Consider the following 14820-nt stretch of genomic DNA (forward strand, 5'->3'; position numbering starts at 1 on the left):
CCCAGGTTCGGGAAGTGGCTACAGTGGGTCCCATGGCTCTGGGCAAGGACTACGCCGCGCAGGAGTGCTCGATGGCCCGCGCGCTGGAGATCATCGGCGAGCGGTGGACGCTGCTGGTCATCCGCGACGCGTTCTACGGCGTGCGGCGCTACAACGACTTCCTCGTCCACCTGGGCATCCCCCGTGCCGTGCTCGCCGCCCGCCTCCGGACGCTCACCGGGGCAGGAGTCCTGGCCAGGCACCGGTACCAGGAGTCGCCGCCGCGCGACGAGTACGTCCTCACCGAGCGCGGCCAGGCGCTGTGGCCCACCGTGCGCTCGCTCGCGCTGTGGGGGCGCGTGCATTTCACGGAGCGGCAACTGCGCCACTTCCGGCACGCGCCCTGCGGCACGGAACTCGGCCCGTACGGCGAATGCCCCTCCTGCGGAACCGTCGTCCCCCTGGGCGACATCGAGATGACACCGGGACCGGGACTCGACCTGTCGCCGGAGGACCCGGTGAGCCGGGCGCTGCTCGCGCCGAGGCGGCTGCTCCAGCCCCTCGTGGTCGAGGCGGACCACCCCGTCGGAAGCGATCCGGCCGAGGGGCGTCCTGTATAACGGCAGGAGGCCGGGAGGCTCGGACGCGGAAGCCCGGGCACGCCCGGGACGGCGCCGACGCGGCGCCGGACGGGCGCACGGGAGGTCCCGAGGGCGCCCGGAGGCACCGCGGAGCGGCAGTCGGAAGCGGCGACACGGAGGAAGGGGAGGACGGCCGGTGACACGGACCTGGGCGCAGCTGAAGCCCACCGCCGTGCTGCTCGTGCTCCTCCTGGAAGTGGCGCTGCTCGACGCGGGCAGCCTCGCGGGCGCCGTCGCCTTCGCCGCGACCGCCGCCGCCGGATCGGCGCTCTCCGCCTGCTCGGTCATCGCCTCGCGCCTCGCCCCCGCCGTGCCCCGTACGAGAGTCCGTACGGCCATCCGCGACCGGGAGCGCCGCACGGCGTTCCTGCCGCAGCGCGATCCCGACGCCAAGGGGCGCAGGCGCCCCCGGGCACCCGGCCGTCCCCTCCCGACGGCCGCGTAGGGGACCGCCGCGCAGCGGCGACTCCAGCAGCAGCACCTCTCCCGTCCCCTCGCGGGTCGTCATGCCGACGCACGTCATCTCCCGGCACGACGAGACCCACGGAGGGCTCATCCATGTCCGCTGTCCTGTCCGACTTCATGTCCGTCTTCGCGAGCCTCGTGGAGGGGCTCGCGGACCTGGTCCGACCGGTGTTCCACGACTCCGCCGCGGCTGCCGCGATCGTCCTGTTCACCGCGTTCGTACGCCTCCTCGTGCACCCCCTGTCGCGGGCCTCGGCGCGCGGGCAGCGGGCACGGGCCGCGCTCCAGCCGCGCATCGCCGAGCTGCGCAGGAAGCACGGCAAGAACCCGGAGAAGCTCCAGAAGGCCGTGCTGGAACTGCACGCGCGGGAGAAGGTGTCGCCGCTCTCGGGCTGCCTGCCGAGCCTCTTCCAGCTCCCGGCCTTCTTCCTCCTCTACCACCTGTTCTCCAACGCGGAGATCGGCGGCGGGGCGAACTCCCTGCTCGCCCACACGCTCCTCGCGGCGCCGCTCGGCGGGCGCTGGGCCGACGCGCTCGCCGACGGCGGGCCGTTCGGGCCGCAGGGGCTCGTGTACGCGGCGCTGTTCGCGGTCGTCGCGGTCGTCGCCACCTTCAACTACCGGCGTACGAAGCGGATGATGGCTGCGAGCGCGGCGAGCGCCGCGGGTCCGCGGGGCGCCGCGGGCGGCGGGGAGGGCCCGCAGGTGCCGGGGATGGGCGCGATCACCCGGTTCATGCCGCTGATGTCGTTCTTCACCCTCGTCACCGTGGCGGTGGTGCCCCTGGCGGCCGCGCTGTACGTGGTGACCTCCACGACCTGGAGCGCCGTGGAGCGCGCGGTGCTCTACCGGGACATGCCGGGGGCGGCCCCGGCGACCGTCGTGCTCGGCTGACGGCTCCCGCCGGAGGGAGGCGGCCCTGCGGTCCCGGAGTCTCGCCCCCTGGGTCCCGGCCTCCCGGCGCAGCGTCCTCCCGTGGTCCGGTCCGTGAACGGGGTCTTGCGGACTGGACGCCGAACTTGGACGATCGAACAGTCCTCCGACGGCTGCACCCGTCGGCGGACTGCCCCCGATCAAGGGAGATTGCGATCATGAAGCTGCTGCGAGTCGGAACGGCCGGGGCGGAGCGCCCCGCGCTGCTCGACGCCGAGGGCGTCCTGCGGGACCTGACGGGCGTCGTGGCCGACATCGACGGGGCACTGCTGGCCGACGACGCCGCGCTCGGCCGGATCCGGACCGCCGCCGAGGCCGGGGAACTGCCCGCGCTGGACGCCACGGGACTGCGCGTCGGCCCGCCGATCGCCCGGATCGGCAAGGTCGTCTGCATCGGCCTCAACTACCACGACCACGCCAGGGAGACCGGGGCCGAGCCGCCCTCCGAGCCGGTGGTCTTCCTCAAGGCGGCCGACACGGTCGTCGGACCGCACGACACGGTGCTGGTGCCCCGGGGCTCGCGCAAGACGGACTGGGAGGTCGAGCTGGCGGTCGTCATCGGCCGCACGGCCCGCTACCTCGGCTCGCACGAGGAGGCGCTCGCGCACGTCGCCGGCTACGCCGTGGCGCACGACGTCTCCGAGCGCGAGTTCCAGATCGAGCGGGGCGGCACCTGGGACAAGGGGAAGAACTGCGAGACGTTCAACCCGCTCGGGCCGTGGCTCGTGACGGCGGACGAGGTGCCCGACCCGCAGGCCCTCGCGCTGAAGCTGTGGGTCAACGGGGAGCTGAAGCAGGACGGCTCCACCGCGGACCAGATCTTCCCGGTCGCCGAGGTCGTGCGGTACGTCAGCCAGTTCATGACCCTGTACCCGGGCGACGTCGTCAACACCGGCACACCGGCGGGCGTGGCGCTCGGCCGGCCGGAGCCCAAGCCGTTCCTGCGGGCGGGCGACGTGGTCGAGCTGGAGGTCGAGGGCCTGGGCCGTCAGCGCCAGGAGTTCAAGGACGCCTGAGCGCCGGGCCCTCGCGAGGGCGCCGGCGGCCGGGCCCTCGCGAGGGCGCCGGCGGCCGGGCCCTCGCGAGGGCGCCGGGGGCCGGGTCCACGCGAGGGCGCCGGGGGCCGGGTCCACGCGAGGGCGCCGGGGGCCGGGCGCGTGTGCGCACCGGGGGCCGGGCCGCCCGCGAGGCGGCCCGGCCCCCGGCGTTCGCGGTCACTGTCCGGCGACGAGGCGCTCCAGGGCCTCCACCACCATCGCGTGGTCCTCCAGCTGCGGCAGTCCGGACACCACCACGGTGCCGACCACGCCGGCACCCTCGACGGCGAGGGGGAAGGCGCCGCCGTGGGCCGCGTACACGTCCGGGTCCAGGCGGGACGATTCCTCGAACGTCGTGCCCTTGTCGCGGAAGCGGGTGCCGACGAGCAGCGACGAGGCCTCGTAGCGCTCCACGACGCGGCGCTTGCGGTCGATCCACGCGTCGTTGTCGGCGGTGGAGCCGGGCAGGGCCGCGCGGAAGAGCTGTCGTCCCCCGCGGCGGATGTCGACGGCGACGGGCGCGCCGCTCTCACGGGCCTTCTCGACGAGGTACGTGCCGAGGGTCCACGCGTCCTCGTACGTGAACCGGCGGAGCGTCAGGCGGCGCTCCTGCTCCTCCAGCTCGGCGGCGGTGGGGGCGGTGGTGGTCACAGGGTCACCGTCACGTTCTCGCGGGCCGAACGGCGCGCGGCTTCCAGGACGTCCAGGGCGGCGGCGGCCTCCAGCGCGGTGACCGGGTTCTCGCCGGTGCCGCGCACGGCGGCGGCGACGGCCGCGTAGTACGCGGGGTAGGTGCCCGGCACGGACGGCACCGGGGTGCCGCCGCCGGTCAGGGGGGACTCGCCGGAGCCGATGCGGCCCCACAGCTCCTCGGGCTCGACGCCCCAGTCCTTCTCGCCGCCGGCGACCGGGCGTTCGCCGTCGCGCAGCGCGCTCTCCTGCGGGTCGAGGCCGTACTTCACGTATCCGGCCTTCGAGCCCAGCGTCCGGAAGCGCGGACCGAGCTGGGCGGTCGTCGCGGAGACGTAGAGGTGGGAGCGGACGCCGCTCGCGTGCGTGATCGCGATGAACGTGTCGTCGTCGGTCTCGGCGCCGGGGCGCCGCGCGTCCGACTCGGCGTACACCGTGGCCGCGGGGCCGAAGAGGACCAGGGCCTGGTCGACCAGGTGGCTGCCGAGGTCGTACAGCAGACCGCCGATCTCCGCCGGGTCGCCGGACTCGCGCCAGCCGCCCTTGAGCTGCGGGCGCCAGCGCTCGAACCGGGACTCGAAGCGCTGCACGTCACCGAGCTCGCCGTCGGCGATCAGCTTGCGCAGGGTCAGGAAGTCGTTGTCCCAGCGGCGGTTCTGGAAGACGGACAGGAGCAGTCCGCGCTCCTCGGCCAGGGCCGCCAGCTCGCGGGCCTCGGCGGCGGTGCCGGCGATCGGCTTGTCGACGACGACCGGCAGGCCTGCCCGGAGGGCGGCCGTCGCGATCGGTACGTGCGTCTTGTTCGGGGACGCGATGACGATCAGGTCCAGCTCGTCGGCGCGCGGCCACAACTCGTCGGCGGTCGCCGCGATCCGGACGTCCGGGAACTCGTCGCGGGCCTGCTGCTGCCGGTCCGGGTTCGTCGTGACGACGGTGTCGAGGGCGAGCCCCTCGGTGGCCGCGATCAGCGGTGCGTGGAAGAGGGAACCCGCGAGGCCGTAGCCGACGAGGGCCACGCGGAGAGGGGTGCCAGAGCCTGTGCCAGTCATGCCTCCACTTAAGCAACGCTGTTGCGAAAGTGCAAGCAGAGGGGACAATGGGAAGCTGGACGTCGGCGACGCGAAGGGGATCTGAGTGGCTGGGATCGGGGCCGGGGGCGGTGCGAGCGGGGTGAACCTGGTCGCGCTGCGCAGCCACAATGCCGCGCTGCTGCTCGAACTGCTGCGGCGGGCGGGGCGGGCGGGGGTGAGCCGACTCGAACTCGCGGAGCGCACGGGGCTGACACCGCAGGCCGTCAGCAAGATCACCGCGCGTCTGCGGGAGGACGGCCTGGTGACCGAGGCGGGGCGGCAGGCCTCGACCGGCGGCAAGCCGCGCACGGTGCTGCGGCTCGTGCCGGAGGCCGGCCACGCGGTGGGACTCCAACTCGACCGGGACGAACTGCGGGCGGTGCTCGTCGACCTCACGGGAGCCGTCGTGGGGGAGGGGCGCACGGGGCTCGACCTGGGGGCCGGGTCGGACGCGGTGCTCGACGTGGTCGAGGCCGAGGTGCGGCGGCTGGTGGCCGGCGCGGGCGCCGGACCCCGCGGGGGTTCCGGCGTGGACGCGGTGGAACCGGGCGGGAGCGAGGGCCGTACGGACGGCGCCGGGACCGGCCCCGTGCCGGATGCCCGTCCGCCCGTGCCTCCGTCCGCGCCCGCGCCCTCACCCTCGCCCGAGTACGCGGGTCCCGGGCCGGGGCCGGCCGTGCTCGGCGTCGGTGTGGCGATGCCCGGGCCCCTCGACCACACCCACGGGGTGCTCCACCGGGTCACCGGGTTCCCCGAGTGGGACGGCTTCCCGCTGCGGAACGCGCTGGCGCGCCGCCTCGGGGTGCCCGTCGTCCTGGACAAGGACACGAACGCGGCGGCCCTCGGCCTCGCGGTCGGCGGCGAGGCCGGCGCCTTCGCGTACCTCCACCTCGGTACGGGTCTGGGTGCCGGACTCGTGCTGGGCGGCGCCGTGCACCGGGGGGCCCGTACCGGGGCCGGCGAGTTCGGGCACCAGGTCATACAGCTCGACGGGCCGTCCTGCTCGTGCGGCAACCGGGGCTGCATCGAGGCGCTGTGCCTCACGGCGGTGGCCCGGGGCGACGTCGACGAGGCGGCGCGCGTACTCGGCGAGGGGGCCGCGAACCTCGTCGGGCTCCTCGACATCGACCTCGTCCTGCTCGGCGGGCGCACGGTCGACGCGGACCCGGCGCGGTTCGTCCGCGGTGTCGGTGCCGTCCTGGACGCGCTCGCCGAACGCGAGGGCGTGAGCAGTCCCGTACCCGTACGGGTCGCGTCCGGCGGCGCCCGGGCGGTGGCGGAGGGCGCGGCACAGCTGCTGCTCGCCCCGCTCTTCGGCCGCGCGGAGGGCTGACCCCGGCCGACGCGCTCCGGTCGTGCGGCCCCCGGGGCCCGGCCCCGCGTCCGGCCCCGCGTCCGGGCGGGAGCCCGGGTGGGCGGACGGTCGGGCGGACGGGCGGACGGTCCCCGGCCCGGCCCGGGTTCCCGGCCGCGTCCCGGTCCGACCGGCCTCCGCGGCCCGGCTGACGCCGGGTCCGGCCGGGGCAGTGGGCCTCCGGGCAGGGGGCGCCGGCACTCACGTGGCTGTCGGTCGGCGGCGCGGGCGCCGGGTGGGGCCGGGTCGGAGGTGGGCCCGCCGCGGGCCTCGGACACCTGGACACACCCGGCGGTACGGCAGCGGGACGCGCCCTCGTGCCGTACCGCCGGCCGGGTCCCGTGGCGACGGGCGGGCCGAGCCACAGAGCCGTCCGCTGCCCCGGGGCGGACGCCGGCATCTCGACCGGGCCGGGCGGCGGCCCCGCCGGGCGGACACACGGACTCACCCGGGTACGGCGCACGGGTGGGGCCGTCCCCCGGGCCCCAACGCGGTCCACCCGTACAGCCCTGGGTGCCGCCCGACGCACCTCCGGAGCCGTCCCCCGTGCGCACCCCGGCACCGTCCCCCCGGGCACCCCCTGGTGGCGTCGCGCCCCGGACGGACCCAGTGTGGTCCCCCTTCGGACGGACCCCGGTGTCGGCAGCCGGACGCACCCCCGGAGCCGTCCCCCGTGCGCACCCCGGCACCGTCCCCCGGACGCACCCTGGTGCCGTCGCGCCCCGAACGGGCCCGGTGTGGTCCCCCTCCGGACGGACCCCGGTGTCGGCAGCCGGACGCACCCCGGCGCCGTTCACGCGGACGCACCCGGCACCGTCCCCCGGGCGCACCCCGTGCCGGGCGCCCGCGCAGCCCCCGGTGTCGGCCGTCGGGGCGGACCCCGGGGCGGAACGCGACCACCCCGTGCGTGTCGACCCCGGGACGCCGCGCGCCCGTGCCAAGCTCCCGTGTCCATGCGACTGAGCAAGCCCGTGTCCCTTGCCGTAACCGCTGCAGCCGCCCTCACCCCGGTCCTCGCCACCGCGCCCGCGCAGGCCCTCGCCGCGCCCGCGCCGGACCAGCGGCCCGGCCGGCCGACGTGCGCCGATCCCGGGAACCGCAAGTTCCCCGTCCGTACCCGGATCCACGGCGGGCCCGCCTCCTACGAGGCCGGCGGAGGATTCCGGACCTGGTACCTCGACCTCACCAACACCACCGACTCCACCTGCCGGAGCGTCTACCCGGTCGTCGTGCTCGTGGACGACGAACGGGCCTTGAAGCCGGAGCAGCCGCGACTGGAGTTCTACGTGGGCGACCGACCGCGCCCCGTCGTCTTCGAGCGCACCGACCAGGACGAGAACGTCGGTGTGCTCGGCGCGTCCGCCGAGGGCGGTGACGGCGACGACGACGCGGAGGACGAGTTCCCCGGCTTCAGCGTGGGACCCGGCGAGACCCTCACCGTCAGGCTGCGGATGTCGGTCACCTCGGACGCGGTGGCCAACGACGTGGTGGCCAAGGCCGCCGTCGTGCAGCGCAACGAGGACGACGGCGAGTGGATCGGCCAGTCCGGCGACTACCGCTTCCGCATCGTCCAGGACGACACGCACGACGGGCACGACACGAGCCGTGGGTCCGACCAGGACGAGGACCGGGAAGAGGCCGGGGAAGAGGCCGAGGACGGCGGCGACGGACGCGAGACGCAGGACCCCGGGGGGCGGAAGGAGCCGAGGGAGCCGAGGGAGCCGAGGGAGCCGGGGGAGAGCCCCGCGGGAGCGACCGGCGGGCGGGACGGCCAGGACCCCTCCGCCACCGCGCCCGGCGGGCTCCCCCTGGCCGAGCAACTGGCCGGGACGGGCTCGCGGATGCCGAGCGCTCTCGCGGCGACGGCCGGAGCGCTCCTCCTGCTGGGCGCCGGAGCCGCCGTACTGCGCCTGGTCCGCCGCCGACGCTGAAGTCGGGCCCGCGGCCGGGAGCCCGCCCCGGACCCCGCCGTCCCGGACCCCGCCGTCCCGGACCCTGCCGTCCCCGACCCCGGCTCCCAGGGCCCCGCCGTCCCGGACCCCGGCTCCCGGACCCCGCCGTCCCCGACCCCGGCTCCCGGACCCCGCCGTGCGGACCGCCGTTCTCCCCGGCCGCGCGAGGCCCCTCCGCCAAGATCGGGCGGATGGCTACGCTGGGGACGCCGGCACACCGCTGTGACGGCGTCCCCCACGCCCCACACCCGGCACACCCGCACGGCTCACGCAGCTCGCGTACGGCAGGAGACGGCACATGGCAGAGCGCAAGCCCATCGAATCGTGGCTCACCGACATGGACGGGGTGCTCATCCACGAGGGCGTGCCCATTCCCGGCGCCGACGCCTTCATACGGAGGCTCAGGGAGTCCGGAAGGCCGTTCCTGGTCCTCACCAACAACTCGATCTACACGGCCCGCGACCTGCACGCCCGGCTCCGGCGGATGGGCCTGGACGTGCCCGTGGAGAACATCTGGACCTCGGCGCTCGCCACCGCCCAGTTCCTGGACGACCAGCGCCCGGACGGCACGGCGTACGTCATCGGCGAGGCCGGACTGACCACGGCCCTGCACGACATCGGATACGTGCTGACCGACCACGACCCCGACTACGTGGTGCTGGGCGAGACCCGCACGTACTCCTTCGAGGCCATGACCAAGGCGGTCCGACTGATCAAGGGCGGGGCCCGTTTCATCGCCACGAACCCGGACGAGACCGGCCCGTCCGCCGAGGGCCCGCTGCCCGCCACCGGCGCCGTGGCCGCGCTGATCACCAAGGCGACCGGCAAGCAGCCGTACTTCGCGGGCAAGCCCAACCCGCTGATGATGCGTACGGGCCTCAACGCCATCGGGGCGCACTCCGAGACCAGCGCGATGATCGGCGACCGCATGGACACGGACGTGCTGGCCGGCCTGGAGGCGGGCATGCAGACGTTCCTCGTCCTCACCGGTCTCACCACGCCCGCGGAGATCGAGAACTACCCCTACCGCCCGTCGAAGGTCGTCGACTCCATCGCGGACCTCGTCGAGCGGATCTGACCGACGCCGGTCCGCCGGTCACCCGTCCGGCCCTCCTCGCCCCGTCGGCCCGGGCCACCCGTACGGAGCAGTGGACACCCTCCCCGGATGCGGCCCCGTAGCCCGGGGAGCAGGCTCCAGGTATCTGGAGGTTCACGATGGGTTCACTGCGACTCACTCTCTGTGCCGGGGCGGTGGCCGCCGCCGCCCTCACGCCGGTGTTCACCCCGGCCGACGCCCGTGCGGGGGACGGCGGCGTCTCCGTGACGCCGACGCCACCGGCTCCGGGCAACGACATCCAGGTGCGGGTGCAGGGCTGCGCCGGAGCGACGGGCACCGCGGCGTCGGAGGCGTTCGTCGCCGACGCGCGGCTGGTGGGGAAGGCGGGCGTCCTGCTGGGCGAGACCCGCGTCCGCTCGACCCTCGAACCGGGCACGTACCACGTGGGCGTCACCTGCGACGGCTTCGACGACAAGGTGAGGGGCACCTTCACCGTCGTCGGCAAGAAGCAGCAGGAGAAGCAGCGCCAGGAGCAGAAGCGCAAGGACGAGAAGGAGCGGCTGAGGAAGGCCGAGGAGCAGCGGAAGCGGCAGAACCAGCAGCAGAGCCGGAGGCAGCAGGAACAGAAGCAGCAGAAGCAGGAGCAGCGGGCCGAGGAGCCGCGGAAGCAGCCGCGCGGGCAGCAGGACGACACGGTCGTGCCGAGCGCGCCCGCGTCACCCGTCGCCCCCGTGCACGCGGGCGGCGGCGGCACCGCGAGGCTCGCCGCCGCCGAGGCCCGCTCGGACGGACCCGGCACGCGGCACGCGGTGATCGGGCTTGTGCTGGCCGGTGTGGCCGCCGTCGCCGTGGTCGCGCGGGGCGTGGCACGCCGGGGACGCGACGGCACGGACTGACCGGCCATGTCGCACCGGAAGCACCGGGACGACCCGGAACGCGCCACCGGCAGCGGGCGCCTGCTGATGGGCCTGGCCTGGGCGATGCTGCTGCTCGGGCTCTGGCTGTGGGGCCGAGAGGTGACCGACGTGCGCCGGGGGATATCCGCGCCCACCACGGGTGACGTGGCGGCCGTCGGAAGGCCGCTCGGGGTCGAACTGCCTCCCGCGGTGGCGCCGCTGGCGGACGCCCGTCCACAGCGTGTGGACATCCCGGCGCTCGGCGTGCAGGCCCCCGTGGTGGCACGCGGGCTGGACCCGCGGGGCGCGGTCGACCCGCCGCCGTACGGGCAGCCGGGGATCGTGGGCTGGTACGGGGGAGGCGTACGGCCCGGCGCGGCCGGGACCGCCCTGCTCGTCGGGCACGTGGACACCGAGACCAGGCCCGCGGTCTTCTACCACCTCAGCGAGGTGCGCCCGGGCGAGACGGTCCGCGTGGTCCGGGACGACGGCACGGTCGCCGAGTTCACCGTCGAGGACGTCGAGGTCTTCGCGCGCGACCGGTTCGACGCGCAGCGGGTCTACGGGACACGGCAGTCGGGTCGGTCCGAACTGCGGCTGATCACCTGCGGGGGCTCCTTCGACCGGACCAGTCGCACCTACACGGCGAACGTGGTCGTCTCGGCCTATCTCAGCGGCACCGACCGGTGAGCCCCGCGCACGGCCGCACCGGATCCGGGCAGGCACCGGATTCCCGCCCGCACCTGGATTCCCCCCGCGCGTGATTCCTGCCCGTGCCGGACTCCACCCGGCCCGGTCGACGACCCGCTCCCCCCGGGAGCCGTCGACCGGGCTGGTCCTCGACCGTGCGCGCACGGGCTGCGGGAGTAACCCGGCGACCGGCACGGGAGGTTCACGGGGCCCGTTCGAATGGCGCTGAGGCCGGACAGCCAGGGGCCGGGGCCGTCCGAGACGACTCTAGAGCGGATGAGCGCTCCGGCCTAGGGTCTGAATGACGCCAAGTCCCGGGGCGGTGGCGCTGCGTCATCCGTCCTGGTGGTCACCGGATCCGGACCGGCCGGGACGCGTGCCGTCCGGGTCCCCGGCGCCCTCGGCGCGCTGCGCCACCGCGGCGGCGGCCCCGTCGAGCGGCGGCCGCCGGCCGCGGGCGCACCCGCGCGGCACCTGAACGCCGCCGCCGGCAGGGCGAGCGCCTGCGCCGGGCGCGGCCCCCGGTCGCGAGCGTCACCGATCCGTCGGTCCGTACGAGCATGACGCCGACGCCCCGGGCGTCGAGGAGGGCCGCGCGGTGGTCGTCCGGGCGCGCCGCAGGTACGGGGCCGTGTCGAAGGAGTCGGCCGGCGTGTCGGGGGCCTCCGCGGGGGTCGGTCCCCAGCCGGCTCTCCCGGCTGTCGCGGTGCGTGTCGAAGGCCTCCCGGGACATGGTCCCGGCGCCGCTCGTCGCCGCTCGGCGCCCCTCGGCGCCGCTCGGCGCCCCTCGTCCGGGAAGCGCCCACCCATCCGCGAGGCGGGTGTAACAGCTCTCGGACAAGGGCGCCTCGCCGCGTTGGCCTCCCGACGGGTATGTCAGGATTGACGCTTAGGACAGTGCACCCGAGGGGGAGTTCGATGTACGGGAGCAGGGGGGCCGGGGCCAGGGCGTCCGTGGCGGTGGCCGGAGCTGTGCTGCTGTTCGCGGGGTGTTCCTCCTCGGAGGGCGACGGCGACAAGGACGCGCAGGGCGCCAAGGTGAGCCAGCAGCCCAAGGGGACGGACCCGTTCTGGGTCAACCCCGACGGGAACGCGGCCGAGCAGCTGGCCTCGTACGAGAAGGACGGGAAGGACGGCGACGCCGAGCTGATCCGCCGGATCGCCGAGCAGCCGACCGGCGAGTGGCTCACTCCGGAGAACGCGGAGCAGGAGGCGCGCGGCTTCACCGAGGCCGCCACGAAGGTCGATCGGGACGCGCTGCTCGTCGTCTACAACATCCCGCACCGCGACTGCGGTCAGTTCTCCGGCGGCGGGGCGGCGGACGGCAACGCCTACCGGGCCTTCATCGACCAGGTCGCCGCGGGCATCGGCGACCGCCGCGCCACGGTGGTCCTGGAGCCGGACGCCGTGCTGCACATGGTGGACGGCTGCACGCCCCAGGAGTTCCACGAGGAGCGGTACGACCTTCTGCGGGGCGCCGTGGAGAAGTTCAAGTCGCTGAAGAACACGAAGGTCTACCTGGACGCGGGCAACGCGGGCTGGGGCAGGACCGACGAGATCTTCGAGCCGCTGAAGCTGGCGGGGGTGGAGCGGGCCGACGGCTTCGCGGTCAACGTGTCCAACTTCTACCCGACCGCGGACAGCATCAAGTACGGCAAGGAGCTGTCGGCGAAGGCCGGCAACAAGCCGTTCGTGATCGACACCAGCCGCAACGGCAACGGGCCCTACACCGAGGGCGACCCGAAGGAGACCTGGTGCAACCCGCCGGGCCGCGCGCTCGGTGAGGCGCCCACCACGAAGACGGACGACGAACTCGTCGACGCCTACCTGTGGGTCAAGCGCCCGGGCGAGTCCGACGGCACGTGCAAGGGCGGGCCCAAGGCGGGGCAGTGGTGGCCCGAGTACGCCCTGAAGCTGGCCAAGGCCTCCGGCTGACGCGGGGGCCGCGCCTTCGGGCCGGACCCGCGGACGTACGCGGCGGGACATGTGAGGAGGGGCCCGGCGCGATCGCGCCGGGCCCCTCCTCACATGTCCCGCGCGCGGAGCGCTACGGGATCTTCACCCACTGGGCCTTGCTGGGCGTGCCCTGGTCGTCCGTCACGAACAGCATGTACCAGCCGGACTCGACGAGGTTGCGGCTCTTGGGGACCGTGACCTCGATGCCGTCCGCCGTCTTCTCCAGCTCCAGCGCGATGGAACGCTGGTCCACGTCGGTGACGTGCGTCGAGGCGCTCGGCCGGATCAGCCGGGCCGTCTTGATGGACGAGGCGTGCTGCGAGGTGAAGCTCGCCGTGCCGCCGCGCTTCACCGTCTTCGGGCCGCCGGAGAGCGAGGGCCGCGAGCCCTGGTACAGGTACGGCGGCGTGTAGATCTCCACGCGCTGCTCGAACTTGCCGGGCTTGGTGTTGGCCGCGTCGGCGTAGAGCGAGTCCGAGCCGAAGAACATCACGCGGCCGTCGGGCAGCAGGATCGAGCCCGAGTGGTAGTTGCGGCCCACCAGCGGGTCGGCGACCCGCTTGAAGGAGTCGGCGCCCTTCTCGTAGAGCCGCGCCTGGAGGATGTTCGAGTCGCCGCGGCCGCGGTAGTCCTCGGAGCCGCCGGACACCAGCACGTTGTCGTCGGGCAGGATCGAGTACTGCGGGTAGCGGGTGCCCTTCTCCAGCTCCGGGCCGTCCACGAACCTCGGGTTGTCCGCCAGCAGGTCGATGATCCGGGTCTTGTTGCTCGACTGCTTGGACTCGCCGACCCCGCCGCCGCCGATGACCATGTACTTCTCGTCCTGCGCGGGCGGCAGGAGCACCGTCCCGGCGGTCTCAAGGAGCTTCTGGTCGGACATGCCCTTCAGCTTGGTGAACTTGTTCGTCTCCACGTCCCAGACGCCCGGGTCGCGGCCGACGTCGTCGGGGCCGTAGCCGGCGTTGGCGCCCGAGTAGAACAGCTTGCCGTTCTGCATCAGGGAGATCGCCGGGTACGTCGGGAACTGCCGGATGCCGTCGGTGTACGTCCACTTCTTGGTCTTCGGGTCGTAGACCTCGTTCTTGCCCGGGACCAGCTGGCCGATCTCGTCGAGGCCGGAGAGGCTGAGGATCTTGCCGTCGGACAGCGTGGTCAGCGTCGGGTACCAGCGCGCCTCGTTCATCGGGTCGACCTTGATGTACTTCTCGGCGACCGGGTCGAACTCGTAGGCGTCCCTGATGCCCTGGAAGTCCTTCTTGTCCAGGGCGAGCTTCTGGGCGATGCCGTACGTGTTGCGCGCGTCCGTGCCCGACAGGCCCTGCACCCGGTAGTTGTCCTGGGTGCCCGTCTCGTACTTGGCGCCGCTCTTCTGCGCCTCGACGTAGATGCGGCCGAGGCCCGGCTCGTTGCGCAGGAACTTGCCGGTCGCCGGGTCGAACACCTTCTTCGCCCGCTCGATGTTGACCGGGTCCTTGGAGACGAACGTCTTGCCGTTCTCCTTGCCCGAGAAGCGTGTTCCGGCGGGCAGGGTGATCGGCCGGTCCGGGTTCTCGTTGTGGACGATCATCAGGCCGCCGGCCTTGGTGACGTCGCCCTTGAGCTTCTCGTAGCGCTTGGTGCCGCCCGCGATCAGCAGGTTGCCGCTGGGAAGCTGCGTGTGCCCCGTGCAGAACAGGTCGGCCGGAGTGGGGACCTTCTTGATCGTCTTCTTGACCGGGTCCCAGACGCGGGTGTCGAACTTCTTCGCGTCGAAGTTGTCCTGGTTGTTGCCCGAACCGGCGATCAGCAGGATCTTGCCGGTGTGCAGGAGCGCGGCGTGGATGGTGTTGAGCCGGTACTCCTCGGGGAACTCCACGACGTCCCACTTGCCGTTCTCGGCCTTGTACTCGGGGCGGTTGATCTTGTACTCGTGGTACTGCTCCGACCCGAAGCGGTAGAGCGCGGGTCCGTTCATCCCGGCCAGCGCGAGCACCACCGCCGCACCTATCGCGATGCGGCGGGCACGGCGGCGGCTGGAACCGTCTTTCACTTCAAATCCCGTCTAACGTGTGGTGGTTGCGTGCGAGGCCCGGGACACCCTCTCGGACGTCCCGGGCCCGC

The 14820-nt window shown here is 74.1% G+C and carries 13 protein-coding genes; 10 read left to right on the plus strand and 3 right to left on the minus strand.

Annotated features, from left to right (window positions below):
• Window positions 1-32: 32 nt before the first annotated feature.
• From IE265_RS32125 to IE265_RS32140, 4 genes are all read left to right on the plus strand, one after another.
• Window positions 33-599 (plus strand): winged helix-turn-helix transcriptional regulator, encoded by a 567-nt coding sequence (locus IE265_RS32125; protein WP_190039275.1) that lies wholly within the window; start codon window positions 33-35, stop codon window positions 597-599.
• 157 nt (window positions 600-756) lie between these two features.
• Complete coding sequence (locus tag IE265_RS32130) at window positions 757-1065, plus strand: DUF6412 domain-containing protein (protein WP_190039276.1); 309 nt, start codon at window positions 757-759, stop codon at window positions 1063-1065.
• Window positions 1066-1202: 137 nt separating this feature from the next.
• Window positions 1203-1979 (plus strand): YidC/Oxa1 family membrane protein insertase, encoded by a 777-nt coding sequence (locus IE265_RS32135; RefSeq protein ID WP_190039324.1) that lies wholly within the window; start codon window positions 1203-1205, stop codon window positions 1977-1979.
• Between the two features lie 197 nt (window positions 1980-2176).
• Window positions 2177-3034: a fumarylacetoacetate hydrolase family protein gene (locus tag IE265_RS32140; RefSeq protein WP_190039277.1), complete on the plus strand. Its 858-nt coding sequence runs from the start codon at window positions 2177-2179 to the stop codon at window positions 3032-3034.
• A 198-nt stretch (window positions 3035-3232) separates the two neighbouring features.
• Here the strand turns inward: IE265_RS32140 and IE265_RS32145 are convergent, their stop codons facing one another.
• Both IE265_RS32145 and IE265_RS32150 read right to left on the minus strand, forming a co-directional pair.
• Window positions 3233-3706 (minus strand): heme-degrading domain-containing protein, encoded by a 474-nt coding sequence (locus tag IE265_RS32145; protein WP_190039278.1) that lies wholly within the window; start codon window positions 3704-3706, stop codon window positions 3233-3235.
• A complete protein-coding gene (locus IE265_RS32150) occupies window positions 3703-4794 on the minus strand; it encodes a Gfo/Idh/MocA family oxidoreductase (protein WP_190039279.1) in 1092 nt (363 codons plus the stop codon). Before IE265_RS32150 ends, IE265_RS32145 begins: the two co-directional genes overlap by 4 nt.
• 85 nt (window positions 4795-4879) lie before the next feature.
• On the opposite strand from IE265_RS32150, the gene IE265_RS32155 reads away from it, so the two are divergent.
• The 6 genes from IE265_RS32155 to IE265_RS32180 all read left to right on the plus strand — a co-directional run bounded on the left by IE265_RS32155 (window position 4880) and on the right by IE265_RS32180 (window position 12699).
• Window positions 4880-6148 carry an ROK family transcriptional regulator gene (locus IE265_RS32155; RefSeq protein WP_190039280.1) on the plus strand — a complete coding sequence of 423 codons (1269 nt, stop codon included), beginning with the start codon at window positions 4880-4882 and terminating at the stop codon, window positions 6146-6148.
• Between the two features lie 974 nt (window positions 6149-7122).
• Window positions 7123-8100: a hypothetical protein gene (locus IE265_RS32160; RefSeq protein ID WP_190039281.1), complete on the plus strand. Its 978-nt coding sequence runs from the start codon at window positions 7123-7125 to the stop codon at window positions 8098-8100.
• A gap of 319 nt (window positions 8101-8419) precedes the next feature.
• On the plus strand, window positions 8420-9199 hold the full coding sequence (locus tag IE265_RS32165; protein WP_190039282.1) for an HAD-IIA family hydrolase: 780 nt from the start codon (window positions 8420-8422) through the stop codon (window positions 9197-9199).
• 137 nt (window positions 9200-9336) lie between these two features.
• The gene (locus IE265_RS32170; RefSeq protein ID WP_190039283.1) at window positions 9337-10074 is read left to right on the plus strand and encodes a hypothetical protein; all 738 of its coding nucleotides are present in this window, start codon (window positions 9337-9339) and stop codon (window positions 10072-10074) included.
• Between the two features lie 6 nt (window positions 10075-10080).
• Entirely contained in the window at window positions 10081-10764 is a 684-nt protein-coding gene (locus tag IE265_RS32175) for a class F sortase (protein ID WP_190039284.1), read from the plus strand.
• Window positions 10765-11682: 918 nt separating this feature from the next.
• Entirely contained in the window at window positions 11683-12699 is a 1017-nt protein-coding gene (locus tag IE265_RS32180; protein WP_190039285.1) for a glycoside hydrolase family 6 protein, read from the plus strand.
• Window positions 12700-12811: 112 nt separating this feature from the next.
• Here IE265_RS32180 and glxA read toward each other — a convergent pair whose 3' ends face one another.
• Entirely contained in the window at window positions 12812-14749 is a 1938-nt protein-coding gene (gene glxA / locus IE265_RS32185) for a radical copper oxidase GlxA (protein WP_190039286.1), read from the minus strand.
• Window positions 14750-14820 lie beyond the last annotated feature (71 nt).

The sequence above is a fragment of the Streptomyces fructofermentans genome, assembly GCF_014651055.1.
Lineage (GTDB): Bacteria > Actinomycetota > Actinomycetes > Streptomycetales > Streptomycetaceae > Streptomyces > Streptomyces fructofermentans.

Bases quoted from the DNA above. Each gene is read 5' to 3' on its own strand.
- IE265_RS32125 (WP_190039275.1), top strand. From the start codon at position 33: ATGGCTCTGGGCAAGGACTACGCCGCGCAGGAGTGCTCGATGGCCCGC.
- IE265_RS32135 (WP_190039324.1), top strand. From the start codon at position 1,203: ATGTCCGTCTTCGCGAGCCTCGTGGAGGGGCTCGCGGACCTGGTCCGA.
- IE265_RS32140 (WP_190039277.1), top strand. From the start codon at position 2,177: ATGAAGCTGCTGCGAGTCGGAACGGCCGGGGCGGAGCGCCCCGCGCTG.
- IE265_RS32150 (WP_190039279.1), bottom strand. From the start codon at position 4,794: ATGACTGGCACAGGCTCTGGCACCCCTCTCCGCGTGGCCCTCGTCGGC.
- IE265_RS32160 (WP_190039281.1), top strand. From the start codon at position 7,123: ATGCGACTGAGCAAGCCCGTGTCCCTTGCCGTAACCGCTGCAGCCGCC.
- IE265_RS32165 (WP_190039282.1), top strand. From the start codon at position 8,420: ATGGCAGAGCGCAAGCCCATCGAATCGTGGCTCACCGACATGGACGGG.
- IE265_RS32170 (WP_190039283.1), top strand. From the start codon at position 9,337: ATGGGTTCACTGCGACTCACTCTCTGTGCCGGGGCGGTGGCCGCCGCC.
- IE265_RS32175 (WP_190039284.1), top strand. From the start codon at position 10,081: ATGTCGCACCGGAAGCACCGGGACGACCCGGAACGCGCCACCGGCAGC.
- IE265_RS32180 (WP_190039285.1), top strand. From the start codon at position 11,683: ATGTACGGGAGCAGGGGGGCCGGGGCCAGGGCGTCCGTGGCGGTGGCC.